Source organism: Actinocatenispora sera (assembly GCF_018324685.1).
Taxonomy (GTDB): domain Bacteria; phylum Actinomycetota; class Actinomycetes; order Mycobacteriales; family Micromonosporaceae; genus Actinocatenispora; species Actinocatenispora sera.
In genome coordinates this window covers 6099697-6123059 of sequence record NZ_AP023354.1, presented here as the reverse complement: position 1 = coordinate 6123059, position 23363 = coordinate 6099697, and the positions used below count along the sequence as shown (strand labels likewise).

At 73.1% G+C, this 23363-nt stretch carries 23 protein-coding genes; 8 read left to right on the top strand and 15 right to left on the bottom strand.

Going from position 1 to position 23363, the window contains the following annotated elements; all coding sequences use genetic code 11:
• Nucleotides 1-34 precede the first annotated feature (34 nt).
• Entirely contained in the window at nt 35-892 is an 858-nt protein-coding gene (locus Asera_RS28775; protein WP_030444041.1) for an NAD(P)H-binding protein, read from the top strand.
• A gap of 93 nt (nt 893-985) precedes the next feature.
• On the opposite strand, the gene Asera_RS28770 is transcribed toward Asera_RS28775, so the two are convergent.
• From Asera_RS28770 to Asera_RS28755, 4 genes are all read right to left on the bottom strand, one after another.
• Nucleotides 986-2149 (bottom strand): hypothetical protein, encoded by a 1164-nt coding sequence (locus Asera_RS28770; RefSeq protein ID WP_030444042.1) that lies wholly within the window; start codon nt 2147-2149, stop codon nt 986-988.
• Nucleotides 2149-2562 (bottom strand): metal-sulfur cluster assembly factor, encoded by a 414-nt coding sequence (locus tag Asera_RS28765; RefSeq protein ID WP_244844064.1) that lies wholly within the window; start codon nt 2560-2562, stop codon nt 2149-2151. The genes Asera_RS28770 and Asera_RS28765 overlap by 1 nt, the downstream gene beginning before the upstream one ends.
• Nucleotides 2563-2900: 338 nt before the next feature.
• The gene (locus Asera_RS28760; protein WP_030444044.1) at nt 2901-3614 is read right to left on the bottom strand and encodes a helix-turn-helix transcriptional regulator; all 714 of its coding nucleotides are present in this window, start codon (nt 3612-3614) and stop codon (nt 2901-2903) included.
• Between the two features lie 41 nt (nt 3615-3655).
• Nucleotides 3656-3814, bottom strand: a complete 159-nt coding sequence (locus Asera_RS28755; RefSeq protein ID WP_425305992.1) for a DUF6104 family protein — start codon at nt 3812-3814, stop codon at nt 3656-3658.
• Between the two features lie 208 nt (nt 3815-4022).
• Here Asera_RS28755 and Asera_RS28750 point away from each other — a divergent pair, with 208 nt between their 5' ends.
• Nucleotides 4023-4769, top strand: coding sequence for a hemerythrin domain-containing protein (locus tag Asera_RS28750; protein ID WP_030444045.1), 747 nt, complete (start codon nt 4023-4025; stop codon nt 4767-4769).
• A 305-nt stretch (nt 4770-5074) separates the two neighbouring features.
• Here the strand turns inward: Asera_RS28750 and Asera_RS28745 are convergent, their stop codons facing one another.
• Nucleotides 5075-5566 (bottom strand): DUF2249 domain-containing protein, encoded by a 492-nt coding sequence (locus tag Asera_RS28745; protein WP_211255432.1) that lies wholly within the window; start codon nt 5564-5566, stop codon nt 5075-5077.
• Between the two features lie 153 nt (nt 5567-5719).
• Here Asera_RS28745 and Asera_RS28740 point away from each other — a divergent pair, with 153 nt between their 5' ends.
• Entirely contained in the window at nt 5720-7201 is a 1482-nt protein-coding gene (locus tag Asera_RS28740) for a multicopper oxidase domain-containing protein (protein WP_051801399.1), read from the top strand.
• 296 nt (nt 7202-7497) lie between these two features.
• Here the strand turns inward: Asera_RS28740 and Asera_RS28735 are convergent, their stop codons facing one another.
• Together Asera_RS28735 and Asera_RS28730 are read right to left on the bottom strand one after the other, a co-directional pair.
• Entirely contained in the window at nt 7498-8163 is a 666-nt protein-coding gene (locus Asera_RS28735; RefSeq protein WP_030444048.1) for a class I SAM-dependent DNA methyltransferase, read from the bottom strand.
• A 23-nt stretch (nt 8164-8186) separates the two neighbouring features.
• Nucleotides 8187-8663 carry an SAM-dependent methyltransferase gene (locus Asera_RS28730; RefSeq protein WP_030444049.1) on the bottom strand — a complete coding sequence of 159 codons (477 nt, stop codon included), beginning with the start codon at nt 8661-8663 and terminating at the stop codon, nt 8187-8189.
• Between the two features lie 199 nt (nt 8664-8862).
• Between Asera_RS28730 and Asera_RS28725 the strand changes: the two genes are divergently transcribed.
• A complete protein-coding gene (locus tag Asera_RS28725; RefSeq protein WP_051801401.1) occupies nt 8863-9483 on the top strand; it encodes a TMEM175 family protein in 621 nt (206 codons plus the stop codon).
• 169 nt (nt 9484-9652) lie between these two features.
• Entirely contained in the window at nt 9653-10036 is a 384-nt protein-coding gene (locus Asera_RS28720; RefSeq protein ID WP_030444051.1) for a VOC family protein, read from the top strand.
• Nucleotides 10037-10061: 25 nt separating this feature from the next.
• On the opposite strand, the gene Asera_RS28715 is transcribed toward Asera_RS28720, so the two are convergent.
• A complete protein-coding gene (locus Asera_RS28715; protein WP_030444052.1) occupies nt 10062-10691 on the bottom strand; it encodes an LUD domain-containing protein in 630 nt (209 codons plus the stop codon).
• A 152-nt stretch (nt 10692-10843) separates the two neighbouring features.
• Between Asera_RS28715 and sigJ the strand changes: the two genes are divergently transcribed.
• Together sigJ and Asera_RS28705 are read left to right on the top strand one after the other, a co-directional pair.
• On the top strand, nt 10844-11758 hold the full coding sequence (gene sigJ, locus Asera_RS28710) for an RNA polymerase sigma factor SigJ (RefSeq protein ID WP_030444053.1): 915 nt from the start codon (nt 10844-10846) through the stop codon (nt 11756-11758).
• Nucleotides 11759-11916: 158 nt separating this feature from the next.
• Nucleotides 11917-13041, top strand: a complete 1125-nt coding sequence (locus tag Asera_RS28705; RefSeq protein WP_030444054.1) for a hypothetical protein — start codon at nt 11917-11919, stop codon at nt 13039-13041.
• A gap of 55 nt (nt 13042-13096) precedes the next feature.
• On the opposite strand, the gene Asera_RS28700 is transcribed toward Asera_RS28705, so the two are convergent.
• The 3 genes from Asera_RS28700 to Asera_RS28690 all read right to left on the bottom strand — a co-directional run bounded on the left by Asera_RS28700 (nt 13097) and on the right by Asera_RS28690 (nt 16304).
• Nucleotides 13097-14104: a zinc-dependent alcohol dehydrogenase gene (locus Asera_RS28700; protein ID WP_030444055.1), complete on the bottom strand. Its 1008-nt coding sequence runs from the start codon at nt 14102-14104 to the stop codon at nt 13097-13099.
• A gap of 115 nt (nt 14105-14219) precedes the next feature.
• Nucleotides 14220-15368 carry a mandelate racemase/muconate lactonizing enzyme family protein gene (locus Asera_RS28695; protein WP_030444056.1) on the bottom strand — a complete coding sequence of 383 codons (1149 nt, stop codon included), beginning with the start codon at nt 15366-15368 and terminating at the stop codon, nt 14220-14222.
• Nucleotides 15369-16304, bottom strand: a complete 936-nt coding sequence (locus tag Asera_RS28690) for a U32 family peptidase (RefSeq protein ID WP_030444057.1) — start codon at nt 16302-16304, stop codon at nt 15369-15371.
• Nucleotides 16305-16539: 235 nt separating this feature from the next.
• On the opposite strand from Asera_RS28690, the gene Asera_RS28685 reads away from it, so the two are divergent.
• Nucleotides 16540-17307: an IclR family transcriptional regulator gene (locus Asera_RS28685; RefSeq protein WP_244844063.1), complete on the top strand. Its 768-nt coding sequence runs from the start codon at nt 16540-16542 to the stop codon at nt 17305-17307.
• Between the two features lie 122 nt (nt 17308-17429).
• Here the strand turns inward: Asera_RS28685 and Asera_RS28680 are convergent, their stop codons facing one another.
• The 4 genes from Asera_RS28680 to Asera_RS28665 form a co-directional block, all read right to left on the bottom strand.
• Complete coding sequence (locus tag Asera_RS28680) at nt 17430-18191, bottom strand: ATP-binding cassette domain-containing protein (RefSeq protein ID WP_030444059.1); 762 nt, start codon at nt 18189-18191, stop codon at nt 17430-17432.
• A gap of 13 nt (nt 18192-18204) precedes the next feature.
• Nucleotides 18205-19221 (bottom strand): ABC transporter permease, encoded by a 1017-nt coding sequence (locus tag Asera_RS28675; protein ID WP_084130829.1) that lies wholly within the window; start codon nt 19219-19221, stop codon nt 18205-18207.
• A gap of 70 nt (nt 19222-19291) precedes the next feature.
• A complete protein-coding gene (locus Asera_RS28670) occupies nt 19292-20329 on the bottom strand; it encodes a sugar ABC transporter substrate-binding protein (RefSeq protein WP_211255433.1) in 1038 nt (345 codons plus the stop codon).
• 225 nt (nt 20330-20554) lie between these two features.
• Nucleotides 20555-23320 carry an ATP-binding protein gene (locus Asera_RS28665; protein ID WP_030444062.1) on the bottom strand — a complete coding sequence of 922 codons (2766 nt, stop codon included), beginning with the start codon at nt 23318-23320 and terminating at the stop codon, nt 20555-20557.
• Nucleotides 23321-23363 lie beyond the last annotated feature (43 nt).

Sequence of the window (23363 nt, the reverse complement as noted above, 5' to 3'; positions counted from 1 at the left end):
GAGCTTGCTTCCATTGATAACAGGAGGTCAGTTCATGATCGTCATCACCGGAGCGACCGGCGCGCTGGGCGGCGCGGCGGCCGACCGACTGCTGCGCACGCTGCCCGCCGACCAGCTCGCCGTGGTGGTGCGCGACCCGGCCAGGGCGTGGCGGTTCGCCGCCCGTGGGGTCCAGGTGCGCTACGGCGACTACCGCGAACCCGATTCGCTCCCGACCGCGTTCGAAGGCGCCGACCAGCTGCTGCTGGTGTCCTCGAGCGACCCCGCGGCCGACGCGGTCGGGCTGCACCGGGTTGCGATCGACGCCGCGGTCAAGGCGGCGGTCGGTCGCATCGCGTACACCAGCCACCAGGGCGCGGCGCTCGACAGCCCGTTCGGCCCCGGCCACGACCACGCCGCGACCGAGCTGCTGCTCGCCGAGTCCGGCCTCGCCTGGACCTCGTTGCGCAACGGCTTCTACGCGCACAGCCTGGCCTGGCTGCTGGGCCCGTGGCGGGAGACCGGCGTGGTCGCGGTGCCCGGCGACGGCCCGGTGTCCTGGACCGCCCGCGAGGACCTCGCCGAAGCCGCCGCCGCCGTCCTCGCCAGCGACGGCGGGTACGACGGCCCGATCACGCTCACCGCCGCCGCGGCGCCCACCTTCGCGCAGCTCGCCGCGACCGCCGCGGAACTGACCGGCCGGCCGATCGGGTTCGAGGTCGTCGGGGAGGACGAGTGGGTCGCCCGCCAGGTCGCCGGCGGTCAGCAGGAGCGGATGGCGCGGTTCCTGCTCGGCATGTACCAGGCGGCGCGCCGGGGCTTCTTCGCCGGTACCGATCCGCTGCTCGCCGCGATCCTCGGCCGCGAGCCGCGGACCGCGCGTGACGTGCTCGCGGAGCTGGCCCGCAGCTGAATCCCCGGCACCCGCGCCGGCCCCGCCGCCGACCCGCGTCGAGCGTGGCGGCGGCTCGCGCGGCAAGCGGGTGCACCCGTCGTCCCGCCATGATCAACGCGGTCGGGCGGAGGCGATCGGCGGGATCGTACGGCGCCGGCGCGGCGCGGCGCGGTCGTGCCGGGCCTGCACGACCAGGCTGGCGGCGAGGACGAGGAACAGCAGCAGGGCGACCTCGTTGAGCGAACCGCCCCACTGCCAGGCGGTGTGGTTGCCGGCCAGGTCGCCGCCGACGATCCGCAGCACCAGCGTGGCGTGCAGCAGCACCAGCGGGACGTACAGCACCGGTCGGTACGGCAGGGAGCGGCCGAGCACCGCCGGGACGATGACCGGCGCGTGCGCGAAGATCATGGAGATCACGAAGCCGAGGAAGATCGCGTGCAGCATCGCGTCGTACCCGGCCCCGCCGGTCAGCCGGCCGACGGCGATCCACAGCACGCCGGCGACCGCGAGCCACCCGTAGCCGGTGAGCAGCGCGACGGCGATGTAGCGGGGCAGGCCCGCGATCCGTACGGTGCGGCGGGCGATGTCGTGGTAGCCGAGCCAGCACGCGACGGCGACCAGGCCGACGCCGACGATGCGTACCCCGGCCGGTTCGGCCACCAGCGACACCAGCAGCCCGACCGCGAGCACGCCCGCGGCGGCAGCGAACAACCGGCGGGCCGTGCTCGTGGCGCCGACCAGGCGGGACAGCTCCAACCGCTCGCCGGCGATCGTCAACACCAGGAACGCCGCCAGCCACGGAACGAACCGGGGTACGTCCCAGCCGCCCAGCCACAGCGCGCCGGCGACCGGCCAGCAGGCGGCGCCGGCGGCCAGGACGGTGTTGTGCAGCGCGGGCTGGATCCGGTGGATGACGACGAAGATCGCGACCAGTCCGAGCCCGCCGGCGGTGACCAGCGCCGGACCCGACCCGCCGGGTGCGCCGGCGGCGACCGCGATGCCGCCGGCGGCGGTGGCCGCCGGGGCGAGGTACGCCCAGGTGGTGCCGAGCGCGACGGCGCGCTCCAGCGCGATGAAGGTACCCAAAAAACCGAGCACCATCAGCGGACCGTGCGTCGCCGCGATGCCGTCGCGCCCTGCAGGCAGGGCCAGACCGAGATGCAGCAGGCCGGCCCACAACCCGACGAGCAGGCACACCACCGCGGCCGCCATCAGCGGCGGTACCCACCGGGGCCGGCGGCGAGCGGGTGCGGCCAGCGTGACCGTCCGCGGCATCAGAGCTTCCACCCCAGCTGGGCCTTGGCCCGGTCGCTCATCATCTCCGGTCGCCAGGGCGGATCCCACACGACCTGCACCTCGACGTCCGCCACGCCGGGCGCCGCCCACAGGCACGCGCGTACCTCGTCGTCGAGGTACGCGCCGAGTGGGCAGCCGGGCGTCGTCAGCGTCATCCGGATTCGCGCGAGGCCGTCGGCGACCCGGATGCCGTACACCAGGCCGAGGTCGACGATGTTGACGCCGAGCTCGGGGTCGATGACCTCGCGCAGCAGTTCCCGGTACAGGAAGGGGTCGGGTTCGGCGTCCTGCCCGGCGGCCAGCCACGCCGTGACCGGCAACGGGTCGCTGTCGCCGTGCTCGTCCGGGTTCGGTGCGCGCGGGTCGGGTTCGGCTGTCGGTGGAGCGGTCACTGGTCGACACCTCCTGGGGCGATGACCCGCACCGCGGACTGGTCGTCCGCTAGTTTTTACTAGTAGAGCTAGTATAAACTAGTGACGTGCCGGGGTCACGGCCCGGCCCGACGGTGACGATCCGGATCCGCTGCGGCGGCCGACGCGTCGGCTCGCGGTGGGTGCATCGACCCGTGCGGCGCACCTCGACCGGCGGTTGCACGTCGGCGTGCCGGGGGAGCGTCGGCACGCGATGACGCACCGCGGCGGGCTGCCGGTCGCCGTGCCGACGTGGCCGGTACGGGTCGGCGCGGCAGATGGCGAGCAAGTGCCGCAGGTGCGCGGAAGCGCGGCGGTGGTCAGTGGCGCCCGCGGTCACTGGCCGACCGGGCCTTCCCGGCGGTCAGGTGGGTCACGCACAGGGACGGCTCGACGAACGGGTCGAGCCGATCGGCCGTCAGCGGAGCGTCGATCTCGCTGAGCACCCCCTGCATCAGCCCGAGGTGGATGGCGCACACCACGTCGCGGTGCTGCTCGGCCGCCTCCCGGAACGGGCAGTGGTGCAGCAGGATCTGCCGCCGCCGGCCGGCCGTGACCGGTTCGGGGGCGAACCCGATGTCGTCGAGCGTGGCGACCAGCTGTGCGGATGCCGAGTCGGCGTCGAGCCGCTGGAACGGCGCCGGCCGCTCGGCGAGATAGCGGCCCCAGGCCCGGCCGGCCCGGGTCGCCGCCTGCGCGGGCTGCGGCGTCTCGGCCGCCACGAAGCTGGCCAGGATCTCGGCGAGCAGCCGGTAGCTGCGCTGGCCGGCACGGGCCGAATCGGGGCGGGCCGCGTAGAGCGTGCGGGGCCGTCCCGGTTGATCGCGATCCTCGGCGGTGCGCTCGACGGCGCCGGCCTCGACCAGGCCGTCGAGATGGAACCGGATGGTGTTGGGGTGCAGCCCGACCTGCTCGGCCAGCTCGCTGACGCTCAACGGCCGGCCCGACTCCTGCAGCAGGGCGAGCACACGAGCGCGACTGCCGCCCGCGGCGGTTGGCCCGTCGGCATCGCGCAACGACTCCCGTGCCCCCATGCGTCCATGTTTACACGAACGCATCGGTGAAACAACCGACGTCAGCCGTCGTCCTCGTCGTCGAGCCGGGCCAGCCAGGTGGCGAGCCGGTCGATCGGCACCTCGAACTCCGGGTTGGCGTCGACGAAGTCGCGCAACGTCTCGGCCAGCTCGGCCAGCTCGACCTGCTCTGCGCCCCGGCGCCGGGCCAGCTCGTCCAGCTCGGCGCCGCGACCATCGGGACCGGTGAGATTGTGAGAATCCGGCCACGTCACCGTCCGCACCTCACTCGTGGCAGTAGATACAATAAGAATTGTACTTAGTGGAAATCGCTTCGCAGCCGGCGGGTTCGCGCGGCCGACCGGGTACACCGCCCGCAACGCCGCCATCGCCGGAACGCCACGAAGCGTTGGGGGAAACCGTGCGGAGGTGAGGTTCGTGATCACCCACCAGGACCGGCAGGTGGCACCGCAACCGGGGGCGACAGCAACGGCCACGGGGCCACGCACCCTGGCCGGCGAGCACGAACTCCTGCTGCAACAGGTGACGCTGCGCGCCGATGCGGTGCTCGCCACGCTGCCGCATCGCTGGCCGCGCGCCGAGCTCGCTGCGCTGGTCGGCTACCTGCGCACGGAGGTCCTGCGGCAGGCCGCGGACGAGGAGTGGCTGCTGTTCCCGGCCGGCCCGGCCGACGCCGGATTCGCTCGGCTCGGTGACGACCACGTGCGGCTGCGCCGCCTGGTCGACCTGCTGGCGGGCGCGGCCGCGGGCGGGCCGGACTGGAGGCCGGCCCGTCTCGTCGCGACCGTGCGGGACCTGGTCGCGCAGCTGAAGCGGCATCTGGAGGTGGAGGAGTCGCTGGTCGCCGGCGCGGGCACACCACATCCGGCGACGGCGACCGCGCTGCTCACCGGCCGCCGGCACCAGTGGTACGCGCTGACCGAAGGTCCGGTGGTGGACGTCGACGCGCTGCCGGCAGACCACGCGATCGCGGCGCTCAGCGAGCGGCTGCTGCGACTGCCCGTCGGCGACCGGATCGAGTTGCGATCCGGATCCGACCTCGGCTGGGTCTGGCGCCGGCTCGACCGCCTCGACCCCGGCGGGTTCGGCTTCCGCTACCTGCGGGAGGGGCCCGATCGCTGGGCGATGCAGGTGACCCGGCGGCGCCGGAACTGACCCGCGCCACCCGGTCGGCGGGTGTTGCCGGCCCGGCGCTCGGGCTCCGGTCGGCGAGAGTGGGCCGCATCGACCGTCCACGAGGATCGTGCGCGGACGGTCGATGCGGCGATGTGCCCGCCTGGGCGGAGGCCGCGATGCCTGGGTCTGTTTCGGAGTCCCGCGTGCCGGCCGCGGCGGCCCCGGTTGCCCGCTCGCCGCGTGGTCGGTCAGCCCGTGTGCAAGCCCGGCACACGAACGGCCCTTCACCTTGCGAGCAGACAAACGGGACTCGCCTCGCTCGGCCGGGGCCCCGAAACAGCCCCCTAGGCCTCGGCGGTCGGCGCGCCCTCGCCCGTGTGGCCGATCCGTACCCGCCAGGTCGCCGGCCCCTGTTCCAGGTACTCCCAGCTGAAGGCGTCGGCGTGCTCGGCCGAGAACTGGTAGTACAGCGGCTTCGGGTCGTGGTCGTTGATCAGGACGAACGCCTCGCCGGGCGCGAGTCCCGCGTAGGTGGCGAAGATCAGCTCGTGCCGCCGGGCGGGTAGCTCGGCGCGGACGTCCAACTGCTTGTCCTCGGTGGTCACCGTCGACTCCTTCGGTTCGTCGGTTGCCGGCTCGGTCTGCTCGGGCAACCTGGCCAGGTAGTGCAGCAGTCCGTTGAGTTGTCTCGCCTCGACCGGGTGGGTCCGGCGCAGCGCCACCCAGCCGGCGGCGGCCAGCCGGCTGGCGTCGTCGGGGTAGCCGGCCTCGCCGAGGCCGCGCAGTGCCCGGGTCAGCACCCGGGTCAGCGACGAGGTGGTCGGATCGCTCGGCACCGCGGCTCCTCAACGTCAGCGAACTTGTTTTTATCAGTGACATAGTGAAAACTACTCCACGGTGCCAGCCGCGGCACCGGCGCGGTACGGGTCACCGAGCCCACGCCCCAGGGCTCGGTGGCCGCCCACCCACGTACGAGAGGGTCGCTGCGCATGACCTCCGAGCTGCCACCCGCCCACGACTCCGCGTTCGACGCGGGCGACACCCCGCCCGACGCCGGCGACTCCGCGCCCGGCGCCGACGACACCGCGCCCGGCGCCGACGACACCGCGCCCGGCGCCGACGACACCGCGCCCGGCGCCCGGGAGACCGGCGCGGCACCAGCCGGTGCGCGTGCGCCGGACCGGGGCCGCGGTCCGCTGCTGGTGAGCCTGTCCATCGTCGGCGTGTTGGTCCTCGCCGCCGTCCTGATCGGCGTGGTCGGCCGGCACTCGGGCGATCGGCGAGAGGCCACGGCCGGCGAGCGGCGCACGGTGGCGGTGCACCTCGTCGACATGGACATCGTCCCGGCGACCATCACCCTGCCGCGCGGTACGCGGCTGATCCTGCGGGTGACCAACTCCGGCGCGGTACGCCACGACCTGGCCTTCCCGCACGGCCCGGCCACCCGGATGCTGAACCCGGGGGGCACTCAGCGCCTCGACCTGGGCCCGGTCGACGCCGGGGAGACCGGCTGGTGCACCGTGCCCGGCCACAAGCAGGCCGGGATGACGCTGACGATCCGGGTGTCGGGCCACCCGGCGACCGCCACGCACGACGCCACCATCGCCCCCGATGCCGTGCCCGGGCACGGATTCCGGGCCCGCCCGGCGGCGCTGCCCGCGGCGGGGCCCAGGGTGCACCGGGTGACGCTGGCCGTGCGGGATCGGACGCTGGCCGTGGCTCCGGGCGTGACCCAACGCATGTGGACGTTCGGCGGTACCGTCCCCGGGCCGACCCTGCACGGCAGGGTCGGCGACACGTTCGTCGTCACGCTGGTCAACGACGCGGACCTGGGCCACTCGATCGACTTCCACGCCAGCTCGGTCGCACCGGACCGGTCGATGCGCACCATCGGCCCGGGGCAGCGACTCGTCTACCGCTTCACCGCGGAACACGCCGGCGCATTCCTTTACCACTGCGCCACCGCGCCGATGGTCCAGCACATCGGCAACGGCATGTACGGGGCGATCGTCATCGACCCGCCCGACCTGCGGCCGGTTGCGGCCGAGTACGTGCTCGTCGGCGCCGAGCTCTACCTCGGCCCCGACGGCGGTACCGGCGACGCGGCCAAGATGAGCCGTGGTACGCCGGACGCGGTGGTCTTCAACGGCTACTACGACCAGTACCGGTACGCGCCGCTGGCGGCGAAGGCAGATGGCCGGGTGCGCATCTGGGTGGTCGACGCCGGGCTGACCCGGCCGATCGCGTTCCACGTGGTCGGCGCCCAGTTCGACACGGTCTACGGCGACGGCGGCTACCTGGTACGCCCCGGCGAGAGGTCCCGGGGTGCGGCGCAGGCGCTGGCGTTGCAACCCGGTCAGGGTGGTTTCGTGGAGTTCGCCCTGCCGGGACCGGGCCACTACCCGTTCCTCAGCCACCTGATGACCGACGCCGACCGGGGCGCCACCGGCACGCTCGTCGCCACCCGGTAGTGCGCCCGGCCGGGCGTCGAACCGGGATCCGCTGCGGCCCACCAGGCACCACACCGTCCGCCTCGACGAGGCCGGCTCCGTCGCGGATCACCGTCCGGATCGGGACCGCACCCGACCGTTCCTGCTGCTGCACGGCGGCGGGGTGGCCACCATGACCGGCTTCTCCGACCTGCTCGCGACGTGCGTGCACTGATCGGCTACACCGGGCCGGCCATGGCCGATCCGATCCTCGCCCACCGGCTGGCCGAGGTGGAGGTGCCGGTCCACGTCCCGTGACCCGACCCGGTACCGGTGGGTCAGCGGTGCCGGGCGAACAGCACCGCGCCCGGCACCGCCTCCTCGGGTGCGAGTACCACTTCGGCCCGCACGCCGAATCCGGCCTCCCGCAACCACTCCGCCACCTGGGCGGGTCGCCGGCGGTGCACGTGCACCCGCATCGGATGCCCGCCGTACCCCTGGGTCTTGAGCCGGGACCCGTTGCCGAGGTGGAAACCGAGCAGCAGCGGCCCGCCCGGCCGCAGCACCCGCCGGAAGTGGCCGAAGACGGTGGGCACCTCGTCGTCCGGGACGTGGATCAGCGACCACCAGGCGATCAGGCCGGCGACCGAGCCGTCGCGAAGCTCCAGATCGGTCATCGAGCCCACCTCGAACCGCAGGTCCGGATGCGTCCGCCGGGCCACCTCGATCATGCCGGGGGACAGGTCGACGCCGAACGCGTCGAGACCCAGCCCCGCCAGGTGACACGTCACGTGGCCCGGACCGCAGCCGATGTCGGCCACCGGGCCACCGCCCGCGGCGCGTACCTGCTCGGCGAACGACGCCAGCACCATCCGGATGTACGGGTCCGTGTCGAGCGAGTCGCGCATCAGCTCGGCGTAGCTGCCCGCGACCGTGTCGTAGGAGCTGCGCACGTCGGCCAGCCAGCTGTCGGTGCTGGAGTCACGGTTCTCCCGTCGCGCCACTGTCGCCCACCGACGCCGTGCGGTCAGGGCAGGTAGTACTCGGCCATCAGCCTGGTGGCCCAGGCCGGCTGGCGCACCGGGTCACTCGGACCGAACTCGACGTGGTACGGCTTGATGTCCAGTACCGGCGTGCCGTCCAGCGCGTCGAGACCGGCCACGTGCAGGTCGCGACCGTCGACCGAGAGCAAGCGGCACACCGAGACACCGAGGCGGTTGGGCCGGAACGGCCCGCGGTGTGCGAAGACACCGAGCAGCGGGCCGTCCGGGCTCTTGCGCGGCGGCCGCGGCTCGCGCTGCGCGTCCGCCTCGTCGAGCCGGTCGAACTGGAAGACGACCTCCAGGTGGGAGAAGTCGCCCAGCCCCTGCAGCGCCGACGGCTCGAACCGCTCGGCCAACCGGATGACCGCCTGCACGTCGTACCAGTGGTCCTCGTACATCTCGGGCCGACCGCCGACGACGCGGGCCACCGGGCGCAGGATGATCTCGTTCGGGTCGCTCATCCGCAGAGCCTAACCGGCCCTCGGCCGCCTGCGACCGGGGCAAGAATCACACCGTACGGGCCGGCGCCGGGGCGGCCTCGGTACCGGGCGGGCGGGCTCGGGCGGCGAGGGGCCGGGGCGCACCGTGCGGGGCCGACACGTGCGCGTGCCGCCGGCTGCGGACCGGGGCCGTTCGGGCTGGCTACGGTAGGGTTTCGGCGTGGTATCGCCGGATTCGATCGAACGCAGCCGTGACCTCGATCGGCTGCTGACCTTCGTCGACGCGGCCGTGGCCATCGCGCTCACCCTGCTCGTCCTGCCGCTGGTCGATCTGGCCGGCGAGCTGGAAAGCGGCGACGCGGTCTGGCAGGTGGTCCGGGAGCACGCCGGCAGGTTCGCCGCCTTCGCGCTCAGCTTCGTGGTCATCGCCCGGCTGTGGCGGGCCCAGCACCAGATCGTGCGCGGTGCGGTCGATGACCGGGTCGACCTCTTCTGGTGCCTGCTCGCGTGGGCGCTGACGATCGTGTTCCTGCCGTTCCCGACCGCGTTGCTGGCGGCGACCGGCGACCAGGTCGCGACGAAGATCCTCTACATCGGGGCGCTGCTGGTCAGCTCCGCCCTGCTGGCGCTGCTCGCGGCGGCGGTCCGCCGGCAGCGGCCGCCGGGTTCGCCGCTCCGGCCGAGCGTGATCCCCGCGGCGGTCGACGCCGTGGTGGACGGGGTCGCGTTGCTGCTCTCGGTGCTCGTCCCGGCGTTGAGCTATCTCCCGTTGCTGCTGCTCGTCGTCGGTGGCCACGCGTCCACGCGGATCCTCCGGCGCTGGCCGCGCCTGGATCACTAGCGCGCCGCTTCTGGGTAGTGCGGCCCGGGCCCGGGTGCTCAGCCGGGATCTGGGTGCCGGCACTCTGCCGCTCGGCGCGCACCGCCGGGAGGATGCTTCTCGCAGGACACCACCGACGAGGAGGGCCCAGTGGCCTACGATCCGTGGATCGCGACGAAGGGGGCAGTCGATGCGGGTGAAGGCGTTCGACCATCTGGTACTCAACGTCGGCGACGTCGAGCGGTCGCTGGCGTTCTACTGCGGACCGCTGGGGTTGGCGCCGGTGCGGGTGGCGGAGTGGCGGCGCGGCGAGGTGCCATTCCCGTCCGTGCGGGTCAACGAGAGCACGATCATCGACCTGCTGCACCGCCCCCGGACGGAGTCCAATGTGGACCACTTCTGCCTGGTGGTGGATCCGGTGGACTGGGAGGAGATCATCGACTCCGGCACGTTCACCGTGCTGGAGGGCCCGGTCGGCCGGTACGGCGCGCGCGGGGACGCGCAGTCGATCTACGTCCGGGACCCGGACGGCAACACGATCGAGCTGCGCTGGTACCCGCAGGACGCGCGCTGACCGGCCCGTGCCGGCCCACCGCGGTTCAGAACCCGACGGCCTCGCGCAGCAGCAGCACGGTGCCGCGCTCGGGCTGGTACTCGGCGTTGAGCACGAGCAGCCGGGTGATCGCGCTCGGCATGCCGTAGACCCGCATCGCGCGCTCGTTCTCCAGCGGCAGGCAGTGCTCCTCGACCCGGCGCAGCGCCGACGGCAGATCCGGTACCACCTTCTGCGCGCCGACGATCCAGATCGCCCGGGCCGCGCCGCCGGCGTAGCCGGGCAGCTGGGAGCCGCTGCCGGACGCGATCACCACCGAGCCGGTCTCGGTGACCGCGGCGACGCTGCCGATCTCGACGTCGGGGGACGCGAACATCCGCCGGATCGCATCGGCCTCGGTGGCGCGGTCCATCGCCAACCCTCGTGGCTTGAGCGCGTCGTAACGGCCGCTGGCGTTGATGTCGTCCTCGATGCCGGACAGCCGCAGCGTCTCGCTGGCCCCGGTGAACACGCTCGCGCCGGCCGGGATCAGGTCCGGGACCCGGGTACGCGCCTCGGCCAGGGTGTCGAGGATCTCCACCGAGAAGCCGTGCGCGCGCAGCGCCGCGGCCGCCCGCTCCAGCCGTTGCGCCGTGGCCGGTTCGGCGAACGAGGTGGTCGATGTCGGAATCGTCATGTCGTCTCCGGATTGCTGGTCGATCGTGGGTGGCAGGTTCACCGCCACCGGTCCGACAAGACAGGCCCGCCGGATGTGAGGCCGACGCGCGCCACCTCACACTTCGGCCGGCTGTCCGGTCGTACCGGGTGAGAGGCGGGGAGGGTGACGGAGTGAGCGGCGAAGGCGAGCCGGGCGGCGATCCGAGCCTGGACGCGGTGATGGCCGAGCGGCGCCAGCTGATCAACGTGGCGTACCGGCTGCTCGGGTCGCTGGCCGAGGCCGAGGACGTGGTGCAGGAGACGTATGCCCGCTGGTACGCGCTGGCGGCCGCGGAGCGCGCCGCGATCGACTCGCCCGGCGCCTGGCTGACCACCGTCGCCAGCCGGATCTGCCTCAACCTGCTCGGCTCGGCCCGGATGCGGCGGGAACGCTACGTCGGCGAATGGATCCCCGAACCGTTGCCCGACGCGGTGCTGGGCACACCCGACGGCGCGCTCGATCCGGCCGATCGGGTCAGCCTGGACGAGTCGGTGAACATGGCGTTCCTCGTCGTTCTCGACGCGATGACGCCGGCGGAGCGGGTCGCGTTCATCCTGCACGACGTGTTCCGCTACTCGTTCGTCGAGGTGGCCGACATCGTCGGCCGCAGCCCGGCCGCCTGCCGCAAGCTGGCCTCCTCCGCCCGGCACCGGCTGGTGAGCGCGCGCGCCACGCCGGCACCGGCCGCCCGGCACGCCGAGGTGGTCCGCAGCTTCCGGCAGGCGTGGGAGGCGCAGGACATCGATGCGCTGGTCGGCCTGCTCGATCCGGATGCGGTGGCGATCGCCGACAGCGGCGGCAACGCGGTCACGTTCCGGGACCCGATCGAGGGCGGTGACCGGATCGCCCGCGCCTGGATCGGGCTCGCCCGCCGCAAGGATCACGGCACCACGCTGCACGAACGTACCGTCAACGGGGCGCCCGGCCTGGTCGTCGACCGGGACGGCGTCACCGTCACGGTGTTCGCGTTCGACGTGGTCGACGACCGGATCCGGCACATCTGGGTCATCCGCAACCCCGACAAACTCCGCCACTGGACGACCTGACACCTGCGGCGGCCGGCGGCATGGACGCACAGGCCGGTGAACGGTCGCCGACAGCCCGGTCGGCGTCTGGCGCGCGCCCGCCACGACACGAGCATCGGTATGCGACCCTGTGCGTCACATCGGTGCGTGGAATGTCCGCGCTGGGAGGGGTTGGGCAGATGAGGACAGCGATCAGCCGGCGGACCAGGGCGGTCGCCGGGGTCGTCGCCGGGGCAGCCGCGGTGCTTGTCGGGGTCGCGCTGCTGCCGGCCAGTGCCGGCGCGCAGCGCGCCCCGCTGGACACCGGTACGCAGCGCACCAGTGCGGCCGCGCAGGGCCTGCCCGGCGGCAAGGCGAACTTCGTGGTCAGTGTCGGCTCATTCAAGGCCAACACCACGACGAACTGGATGCGCCTGGGCTACTACGTCTTCCACCCGTCGAACGGCACCGTCACCGGCACGTGGTGGCGCTGGAACCAGACCAACAAGCGCGACATCCGGGTGGACACGCCGGTGCTGGCGTCGGGCTGCGGCGCGACGAGGTGCTACGCGCAGACGATGAAGCGGTTCCTGACCGGAGCGACCGAGACCGTTGCCGGCAAGTACGCGCTGAGCGGCTCGGCGCTGACCGTCGCCTGGCCCAGCGGCAGCGGGTACGTGCAGGAGAAGTGGACGGTCGGCCGGATCCAGAAGTCGAACGGGTCGACCGACGGCAGCCTGGTGCAGCTGGTCTGGAACGGCGTGGGCCGTGGCTACACCGCCACCTCCGGCTACGCGTTCGGGTCCAGCGCGAGCCTCGACGCCAACGCCAGCGCGGCCACGCTGATGCAGCCGGCCAACCGGGTCAAGTACGCGTATCGGTTCAACGGCATCGTGGCCGGCAAGCTCAGCGGCGGCCCGAGCGCCTACGACCTGCGCGCGTTCCAGCAGTGCGCGGACGGCCGGTGCCTGGGCTCGGCCAGCAAGTCCGATCCGGGTAACGGCTGCACGGCGTTCCCGCCGGGGGACAGCGCGCACAGCGCCACCGTCAACTACTACCTGGCGCACTTCGGCGGCGACCGGCGGGACGCGACCGAGCACTGGTTCCGCTGCCTGGCGTGGGACGGCAAGACGCACAAGCAGAGCTGTTACCAGAAGAATTCGCACGTCAAGCCGTCGCTGCAGGTCATCGACGACGCCGGGCGGTTCCGCGGCTGGGTGGGCGCCGAGACGTCGTTCATGACGACCCAGGCGAACCAGTCGACCGGCCCGGCCATCCACGACATGCTGGGCATCTTCAAGGTCGGCCCGCGGGTGCTCACCTGAGGGCGTGCTGCGGGTAGCCCGCGCGGGCTACCCGCAGCACGCTGCGGGCACCGGATCAGGGGTGCAGCAGCACCTTCAGCACGTCGTCGCGCCGCTCGGCGAGCAGGCCGAACGCGTCCGCCACGTCGGTCAGTGCGAGCTCGTGGGTGACCAGCCGGCCGGGGTCGAGGATGCCGGCGGTGAACGCGGCGACTGCGTGCGTCCAGGCCCGCGGCGGGGCGCCGAACACGGTGTGGATCGTCGCCTTCGCGGTGACCAGCTCCGCCGGTACCAGCGGCGTGTCGGCGCCGCTGGGCAGCCCGGCGAGCACGGTCCGGCCACCGCGCCGGGTCAGCGTGACCGCCTGGTGCGCGGCGCCGGCAGCGCCGGCCGTCTCCAGTACCGCGTCGAACCGGCCGGTGAGCCGGGTCGCGGCGTCGACGGTGACCACGTCGTCCGCGCCGCACGCGGCCGCCAGCGCGGCGCGCTGCGTCGTCGGGTGCACGACGACCAGTTCGGCCGGGCCGGCGGCGCGCAGCAGCTGGACGGCGAGCAGGCCCAGCATCCCGCCGCCGACCACGGCGACGCGCTCACCCGGTACCACCGCCGCGGCCAGGCAGGCCGCGGCGACGCAGGCGGCGGGTTCCAGGCCGGCGGCGGCTCGCAGGTCCGCGTCGGCCGGCAGGGCGTGCAGCAGCCGGGCCGGCAGCCGCAACCAGTCGGACCAGGCGCCCGGCTCGGTGAACCCGGTCTCGGCGTACGGGGCGGCGCACAGGTTGGCGTCGCCGCGGCGGCAGGCGGCGCACACCTGGCAGTTGCGGAACCCCTCGCCGACGACCTTGCGACCGACCAGGTCCGCGTCGACACCGGCGCCCACCGCGGCCACCGTGCCGGACCACTCGTGCCCGGGTACGACGGGGTAGCGCACGTACGGCGCGGGCCGGGTGCCGGCGAACATCTCCCGGTCCGAGCCGCAGATACCGGCGTAGCCGACCCGCACGACCGCCTCGCCGGCCATCGGCTCGGGTGGCTGGCTGTCGACCATCCGCAGCGCGCCCGGCGCATCCAGCCAGACCGTACTCACGGCGCCACCGCCACGCGGGCGGCAATCACGGTGCCGGCGGCGGAGCGGCCGGTGACCGGGGCTACGGGCACGGCCCGCCGATCCGGCACCCGCCCGACGCCGCGCGGACCCGCGCTCACCGGGTGCCCCGGTACTGCCAGCCCTCGGCGTACAGGTCGAAGTTGGCCTCGGTGGGCGGGTGCTCGGCGATGAACTCCGGGTTCAGCGTCACCCCGAGGCCCGGTGCGGTGGGCGCGGTGAAGTACCCGTCGACGACCTCGGGGACGCCGGGCGCGGCGGCCTTGACGAACTCGTCGGCGAAGTCGTTGAAGTGTTCCTGGATCTTGAAGTTGGGCGTGCAGGTGGCGAGCTGCAGGTTGGCCGCGGTGAGTACCGGCCCGCCGACGTTGTGCGGCGCCACCTGGATGAAGTGGGTCTCGGCGGTGGCCGCGAGCTTGCGCACCTCACCGATGCCGCCGGTGTGCCCGATGTCGGGCTGGATGACGTCGGCGGCGCGGCGCTCGAACAGCTCGCGGAACTCGATCCGGTCGTGGATGCGTTCACCGGTGGCGACCGGGATCGTCACCTTGTCGTGCACGCTCGCGAGTGCGGCGAGGTTCTCCGGCGGTACCGGCTCCTCCACCCAGGCCGGGTCGAACGGGGCGAGTGCGGTGGCGATGCGGACCGCCTCGGCGGCGGTGAACCGGCCGTGCATCTCGACCAGCAGTTCGACGTCGGGCCCGACCGCGTCCCGGACCGCCTCGACCAGTTCGATGGAGCGGCGTCGCTCCGCCGGGGTCAGCTCCCACTTGCCCGGGCCGAACGGGTCGACCTTGAGCGCCCGGTAGCCGCGCTCGACGACCCGGCGGGCCGCGGCGTGGAACTCCTCCGGCTCGCGTTCCACCGTGTACCAGCCGTTGGCGTAGGCCTTGATCCGGTCGTTGACCAGGCCACCGAGCAGCCGCCAGACGGGCTGGTTCAGCGCCTTGCCGACGATGTCCCAGCAGGCCATCTCGATGCAGGCGATGCCGGACATGACGATCTCGCCGGCCCGGCCGAAGTCGCGGTACTTCATCCGCTGCACCAGGGCTTCGATGTCGAACGGGTCGTGCCCGAGGACGTGTTTCGGCGCCGCCTCGGCCAGGTAGCCGAGCAGCGCCCGGGTGTGCCCCAGCATCCGGGTCTCGCCCACCCCGGTCAGCCCCTCGTCGGTGCTGACCTGCACGTAGGTCAGGTTGCGCCACGGGGTACCGAGCACGTACGTGTCGATCGCGCTGATCTTCATCTACGCCACCACCTCCGGCACCGCCAGGTCGGCCGCGGGCAGCGTGGAACCTACCGCGTCCGGCGCGTACCGGGCGAGCAGGCCCAGGCCGATCTCGGCCCGCCGTACCCGTTCGACGCCGAGCGCGGTCGCCAGCGGGGCCAGGTGGCTGCCGCTGGGATAGATGTTGGGCGCGTTGCGCAGGCCGAACTTCAGATAGACCGGCGCCGCGACCCGCACGATCTCGGCGATCTCGAAGTGCCGGACGAAGCCGCCCTGATCGTCCGGCGACTCGATGTAGATGTCCAGCGGGATGTCGACGGCCGCCCGGATCGCGGCCAGCTGGGGCAGCGACAGGTCGGTCGGCACGTTGTAGGTGGTTGCGCCGAGCTGCTCGGCGAGCTGGATGGCGGGCGGGTTGGACAGCCCCATCTGGACGCTGACCTTGAACCCGAACCCGGATGGCAGCTCGCCCGCGGCGCGCATCTGCGCCGCCACCCGCAGCACCCCGAGGTCGGTGACCAGCACGCTGCGGATGCCGAGTTCGGCGGCCCGGCGCAGATCCTCCAGGCAGTACACGAGTTGCTCGGTGCCGCGGGCCTGGGTGGCGAGGGCGGTGGCGCCGCTGGCGCTCGCGGCGGCTCCGGTGTCCCAGCCGGCCAGCGGCCGCGTGAACAGGCTGACCTCGATCGAGCGGGCCGCCGCGGTCGAGGCCATCGCCGCGACCTCGGCGTCGGTGAGCAGCATGGTGCCGCTGCCCTGGGAGACGCGATGTACCGGTACGCCGCGCTTGTCGGCCTCGGCGAGCACGGCCTCCAGTACCTCGGGTCCCTCGACGCTGGGGATCTCCACCCGGTACTGGGCGCCGTCCGGGAACCGTTTCCGGCTGTCCGGCGGCGTGCCCGGATCGCTGTCCGGCAGGTCGATCGAGCGCAGGAAGGCTCGGGTACGTTCCACGGTCACATCCCTGGGTGCATCGCTACGAGCATGCGCGCGGCGGTCGCGGCGACCGCGGACAGACGCGCTACCTTTGTTCGATAACACGAATGAGAGTCGATATATCGGACGCTAACGGCTGAGCGGTCGTCCCGTCAAGGAGCCGAGCCGCCGCGGGCCGCGGGTGTGACTTGGTTATCGTGAACAGACCGACCAGCAGAAACACGGGTGAAGCATGGGGCGAGCGGTGCCCGCAGTGATCCGGGCCTTGGACATCCTCGAACTGTTCCTGGACGGCGAGACGCTGACCGCGCCGGAGATCACCGCGCGTCTCGGGCTGCCCCGTACCACCGTGCACGAGCTGGTGCACACCCTCACCGACCGGCACTACCTGTCGACGGTGCCGGACCGGCCCGGCCACTTCCGGCTGGGCATGCGGGTCTTCCAGCTCGGCGGGGTGTTCGCCGGGCAGCTCGACCTGGCCCGGGAGGGCCAGGCGGCGGCCAGCGAGGTGGCCGCCCGCTGCGACGAGACCGTGCACGTGGCGGTGCTGGAGGGCACCGAGGTCGTCTACGTGGCCAAGGTCGACAGCACCCAGCCGGTCCGGATGGTCTCCGCGGTCGGCCGCCGGCTGCCCGCGCACTGTACGGCGGTGGGCAAGCTGCTGCTCGCCATGCTGCCGGCGGACGCGTTCGCCGCCCGCTATCCCCGCCGCGCCGCGCTGACCTCGATGACGCCCCACAGCATCGCCTCGGTCGCCGCGCTCGGCCGGCACCTGGCCACCGTGCGGGCCAACGGCATCGCGTACGAGCGGTGCGAGTCCAACGACGCCGTGGCCTGCGTGGCCGCGCCGGTGCGCGATCACGAGGGTGAGGTCGTCGCGGCGATGAGCATCTCGGTGCCGGTGCTGCGCTGGACTGACGAGAGCGCGGCGAAGCTGACCGACGTGGTCCGCGACGGCGCCGACGCCCTGTCCGCCCGCCTCGGCCACCGCGCCGGCCGCCCGCTGCCCCCACCGGCGTGACCGACCCGACCGGTCCGGCCGGCACGCCCGGCGCGACGGGTGGATCCGGCGCGACGGGTGTGACCGGCGTGGCCGCCGTCGGCGCGAGCGGTGCGGCTGGTTCGTGACGGTCAATCCGGGGCCTACTGCACCCGGTACTCGGCGGCGACCAGGTCGAGCAGTTCGGTCACCGAGGTCTCGGAGGTGGGCTTGTCCAGCGTGATCTGCCCGTGCTGCAACAGGTTCACCCGGTCGCAGATGTCGACGACCTGGGTGTAGTTGTGCGCGATCAGCACGATCGCGAGGTCGCCGCGCTCCTTCAGCGTGCGCAGCAGCCGCAGGATCAGGCCGCCCTCCCGGGCGCCCATCGCGGCCAACGGCTCGTCCAGCAGCAGGATCCGCGCGTTGGAGTACACCGAGCGGGCGACCGCGATCGCCTGCCGCTGGCCGCCGGACAGCCGGCCGACCTCGGTGGTGACCGACGGGATGTCGATGCCGATGGAGTCCAGGCATTCCCGGGCCCGGCGCTTCATCTCCTTGCGGCGCAGGAACGGGATCGGCCGGTGCACCCGTTCGGTGTTGAGGTGCAGGTTGAGGTAGACCGGCAGGCCGTTGATCATCGCGAGGTCCTGGAACACCGTCTCGATGCCGAGCGACCGGGCGTGCGACACCGAGCGCAGGCTCACCGGCTTCCCGTGCACGTGCAGCTGGCCGCTGTCCGGCTTGTGGTAGCCGGTGAGGATCTTGATCAGCGTCGACTTGCCGGCGCCGTTGTCGCCGATCAGGCCGAGGATCTCGCCCGGCCGGACCGACAGGTTGATGTCGCGCAGCGCCGTGACCGGGCCGAACCGCTTGCCGACGTGTTCGGCCCGGATCGCCTCGGGCGCGTCGTTCGTGCTGTCCACCGTGTACGCCCTCTCAGGTGCCGGCCCGGCTGAACCGGCCGAGGTAGATGTTGAGCATCATCGCGGCCAGTACCGCGATCCCCAGTACCGCGTTGAACGCGTTGGCGTTGATGCCGGCCAGGGTGAACCCCTCGTGCACGATGCCCAGCGCGATCGCGCCGATCAGCGCGCCGACCACGGTGCCCGAGCCGCCGAGCAGCGCGGTACCGCCGATCACGGCCGAGGCGACCGCGAGGAACATGTAGTTGGCGCCGCCGTTGGTCGGGTCGAACGAACCGACGCGCACCCCGTCGAGGATGCCGGCGAAGCCGGCCAGCACGCTGGTCAGCGCGAAGCACGCGGTCTTGATCCGGCGGGTACGGATGCCGGCCTCGGACGCCGCCGTCGGGTTGCCGCCGACGGCGAACGTGTACACGCCGAACCGGGTGCCGGACAGCACCACCTGCATCACGATCACGATGCCGATCGCCCAGCACAGCTCCGACCACTGCCAGCCGCCGATCACCGCGACCAGCGCGCCACCCTCGGGCGCGTGCACCGGCGAGCCGCCGGACAGCAGCAGCGCCACGCCCCAGAGCAGGAAGAACATGCCCAGCGTGGTGATGAACGACGGCATCTTCAGCACGGTCACGATCAGCCCGTTGGCGATGCCGACGCAGGCGCAGACGATCAGCGCACCGATCAGCGCCACGATCAGCGGTGCCCCGTTGTTGAGCAGCACCGCCAGCACGAACGGCGAGAGGGTGAACATGTAGCCGGCGGACAGGTCGATCTCGCCGCAGATCAGCAGCATCACCTCGCCGGCCGCGATGATCGCCCACGGCGCGAAGTACTGCGCGATGATGTGGTAGTTCGAGCTGTCCGCGAAGCCGTTGGTGGTCAGAGCGAAGTAGAGCGCGAGTACGATCGTGACGAGCGCGATGCTCAGTTCCCGGCGGCGCAGCAGGCCGTCGACGACCAGCCGTCCGGCGCTGCCGCGGCCCGCGCGGCCGAATGAGTCCACAGTGGACTTCGTGGGGGTTTCTGTCATCTGGGCGGTCTCCGGAACGGGGTGCGTTCGGCGCTGCCTGCCGGCGCGTGGCGCCGGCAGGCAGCGGGGGTCACGACTGGGTGACGGTCAGCGGCGTCGGCAACGGCAGGCTCTTCGGCATGGTCAGCTGCCGCTTGCCCTTCGAGCCCTCGTACACCGAGGCGGCCTTGGTGTACGGCGCGACGTTCTCGGCGGTGACGAACGTCAGGCCGGTGTCCATCTCCGGCGGGTGCACCAGCGTGCCGGACATCCGGTACAGGTAGAGCGTGAGCATCGGCAGGAAGCCCTGCAGGTAGGCCGACTGGTCGATGGTGAAGTCCAGCGCGCCGGACTGCACGCCCTCGATCGTGTCGTCGAGGGTGTCGTACCCGCCGGCGTGGAACTTGCCCTTCAGCCCCTGCTTCTTGACCATCTGCGCGATGCCCGCGGTGCTGCCGGCGTCGACCGCGTAGACGCCCTTGGCCGACTTGCGCCCCGCGTACGCCGCCTCCATCGCCGACAGCTCGGCGGCCTGCTCGGCGCCGGTGTTGACGGTGTGCACGGTGACGTTCGCGCCGGCGTCGGCGATGGCCTTCTTGATGCCGTCCAGCCGCGGCTGCACGTTGTTGCCGCCGGGTTGCGAGATCCCGACGATGATCTCGCCGGAGTGCACCTGCGACAGGATCCGTTGCCCCATCTTGTACCCGGACAGGAACAGGTCCTGTCCGATGTAGGCGAGGGCGTAGTTGCCGGCGGCCGTGGCGTTGTAGGCGACCACCGGGATGCCCTGGGCGAATGCCTTCTTGCAGCCGTCCTTGAACGCGCTGTCGTCGGTCAGCGCCACCGCGATGCCGTCCGCGCCACCGGAGATCGCCGTCTCCAGCGCGGTGGCCATGGTGGACACGTTGCCGTCCTCGGCGCCGGTCCACTGGTAGTCCAGTCCCAGCAGTGCGGCGGCGTCCTTGATGCCGTTCTGGGTCGGTGCGAAGAACGAGTTCGTGGTGACGTGGTTGATGAACACGAACTTCCACCGCTTCCCCGGTTTGGGGAAGTTTCCGGTGGCGCCCGTGCCACCGGAGTCGTCGCTGTGTGCGCCCTTGCAGGCGGACAGGGCCATCGTTGCTGCCACTGCGCCGCCACCGGCGCCGAACCACTTGAGGATGTCCCGCCGCGAACGATCCGTGGCGGCGCGCTCGTCAGTCAATTTCGGCCTCACACCGGCTCTCGACGATGTACGTGATACCGAACTATGTTCGGTATCACGAATGTTGTCAACCCTTCCCGGCGCGGCGGAAACGCGCCGGTCCGGCCGGCGACGGCGCCCGTGCCGGGCATGCCGCCGGTCTCGGGCAGGTCAGGCCGGGCCGTCGGTGGGCTCGAGCAGCGACTCGCGGTGGGCGATGGCCGCCGCCTCGGTACGGGTGGCCGCGCCGAGCTTGGCCAGGATGTGCGAGACGTGCACGCCGGCGGTACTCGGCGAGATGTGCAGGCGTTGCGCGATCTGCCGGTTGCTGTGCCCCGCCGCGAGCAGCTCCAGCACGTCGCGTTCGCGGTCGGTCAGGCCGTGCCGGGCCGGCGCCGCATCCACCAGGCGCCCGATCCGCTGCGCGAGCGGTGTCGCGCCCAGCCGCTCGGCCAGTTGCGCCGCCTCCCGCAGGTGGGCCGCGGAATCCGCCGGCCGGTCGGCCCGGACGTGCCGGTACAGCGCCTCGGCCAGCTCATACGGCTGCTCCAGGCCGCGCCAGGCCGTGACGGCCCGGTCGAAACCGCGCCCGTCCAGCAGCGCGGCCAGCATGATCCGCTGCGCCGCATCGAACGGCCCGTCCACCTCGATCGCCGCGTCGAGCGCGGCGATCCGGTCCCGCCGGGCCGCCACGCCGGCCGCGGCGCGGCCACCGCGGTCGAGCCGGGCCCGCAGCACCAGCGCACCGGCGAGCAGCACCGGCCGGGAGTCGTTGCCGTAGTGGACGGTCAGCGCCGGATCGGCCAGCGCCCGATCGAGGTACCGGTCGGCCCGGTCCAGCTCGCCGTGCGCCACCCCGACCTCGCACAGCAACTGATGGCGGGTCAGCAGGCCGAGCAGATCGTGCCCGTCGATGTCGGCGACCTGCGCCGCCGCCTCGTCCGCGGCGGCGACCTCGCCGCGCAGCAGCGCCAGCCGGCCGGCCAGGATGCGCAGCGCGAGCCGCGTCGCGCGGGGCGGATCCTCCCGGAGCGCCTCGGCCAGTACCGTGTCCGCCTCGGCCCACCGGCCGGCCAGCATCAGCCCGCGCGCCGCGTACCGGGCGAGTTCGGCGCCGCGGCTGCGGGCCAGGCCGAACCGCCGGGCGCGGCGGATGCCGTCCCGGGCCACCGCGACGGCACGCTGCTGATCGCCGAGCCGGGTGTGCAGTGCCGCCTGGTACATCGGTACGGTCAGGGCCAGATCGGGGCTGTCCAGCCCATCGGCCAGCGTTGCCGCCTCGGCCAGCAGAGCCGGCTCGCCGGTCATCGCGCCGACACCGAGCAGCCCGCGCACGGTCACCGTCGGGTCGCCGGTGCGGCGCCCGGCCCGCAGCGCGGCGGAGAACTCGGCGCGCGAGGACTCGGTGCGCAGCGGCCGGCCCATCGCCATCATCCCGAGGATCCGGCCGCGCTGCACGCTGTCCGGGTCGTCGGGTAGCAGCGCGAGCGCGTGTTCGAGATCCTCGATCCCGGTGCCGTCGAGCCGGATCGACAGCCGGCCGCGGTACTCCAGCAGCAGCGCGGCCCGGCCGGGCTCGGCCCGTTCGTCCACGGCGGCGAGGCCCTCGGTGGCCCGGTCGATGCCCTGCGGGTAGTCGCCGGTGAGCATGGCCGCCTCGGCCGCCGCGGTGAGCACGTCCACCCGGTCCACGCCCAGCCGGGTGGCCGGCTCGTCGACCCGGTCCCACACCCGAAGGACCCGGTCGAGCAGGTGCTGCTGCTCGGCGTACGCGTAGGAGCGGTACGCGCGGACCGCGCCCCGGTAGGCGGCGGTCAACGTCGTGCCCGCATCGCCGGCGGCGTACGCGTGCGTGGCCAGTTCGGCCAGCGATGCCGTGTCCCGCAGGGCTTCCGCGTACCGGGCGTGCACCCGGGCGCGCTCGCCGGGCAGCAGGTCCTCGTACACCGCCTGCCGGATCAGCGCGTGCCGGAAGTCGTACCCGTCGCCGGCGACCACGAGCAGGCTGCGGTCGACGAGGTCGCGCAGCAGCGTGTCGAGGTCGTCGTCCGGGCCCAGCTCGGCCACCCGGGCCAGCAGCCGGTGCTCGAGCCGGCCGCCGGCCGCCGACGCGGTACCCAGCAGCCGCCGGGCCGGCGCGGGCAGCGAGCGCGGACCGTACAGCAGCAGCTCGCGCAGGCTGTCCGGGGTCCGGTCACCGGCCCGGGCAAGCGCCTCGACGAACAGCGGGTTGCCGTCGCTGCGCTCGTGGATCCGCCGCGCCGCGGCCGGATCCGGGGCGGCGCCGAGGATCGCGGCGAGCTGGCGGCCGACCTGGGCCTCGGTGAGCGGGCCCAGCCGCAGCGTCGTGGTGTGCCGGCCACGGGCCAGCTCGGAGAGCAGCGGAGCGAGTCGCGCCGTGCCGGGGTCGGCCGGGCGGTAGGTCGCCGCGAGCAGGACGCCCGGTTGGACCAGGTTGCGGGCCAGGAAGCCGAACAGTTCGCGGCTGGCGGCGTCGGCCCAGTGCAGGTCCTCGATCGCCAGCAGCAGCGGCTGGTCGGCGGCGACGGTCTCGACCAGCGCCAGCACCGCCTCGTGCAGCCGGTGCTTGCCGCCGGGGCCCGGCGCCGCGGTACCGAGTTGCGGGAACCACTCGGCGAGCTCGTGCCGCCGACCGGCCCGCCCGTCGCTGATCAGCCGCCGCACCACCGCCACGAACGGCGCGTACGCGAGGCCGTCGCCGCCCAGCTCCGCGCAGGCACCGCTCACCGCCCGTACCCGGGTGTGCACCGAACCGGTGAACTCGGCCAGCAGCCGTGACTTGCCGATGCCCGCCTCGCCGGCGAGCAGCACCACCGCCGGACCGCGGGTGACCGCCGTCTCCAGGGTCGCCAGCAGCGCCGCCAGTGCCTCGTCGCGACCGACGAGAACCGGGCTGACCACCTGCTGCGCCACCACCGCGCCAGCATAGGAGGCGGGTCGCCGGGCGGCGGCGCGAGTT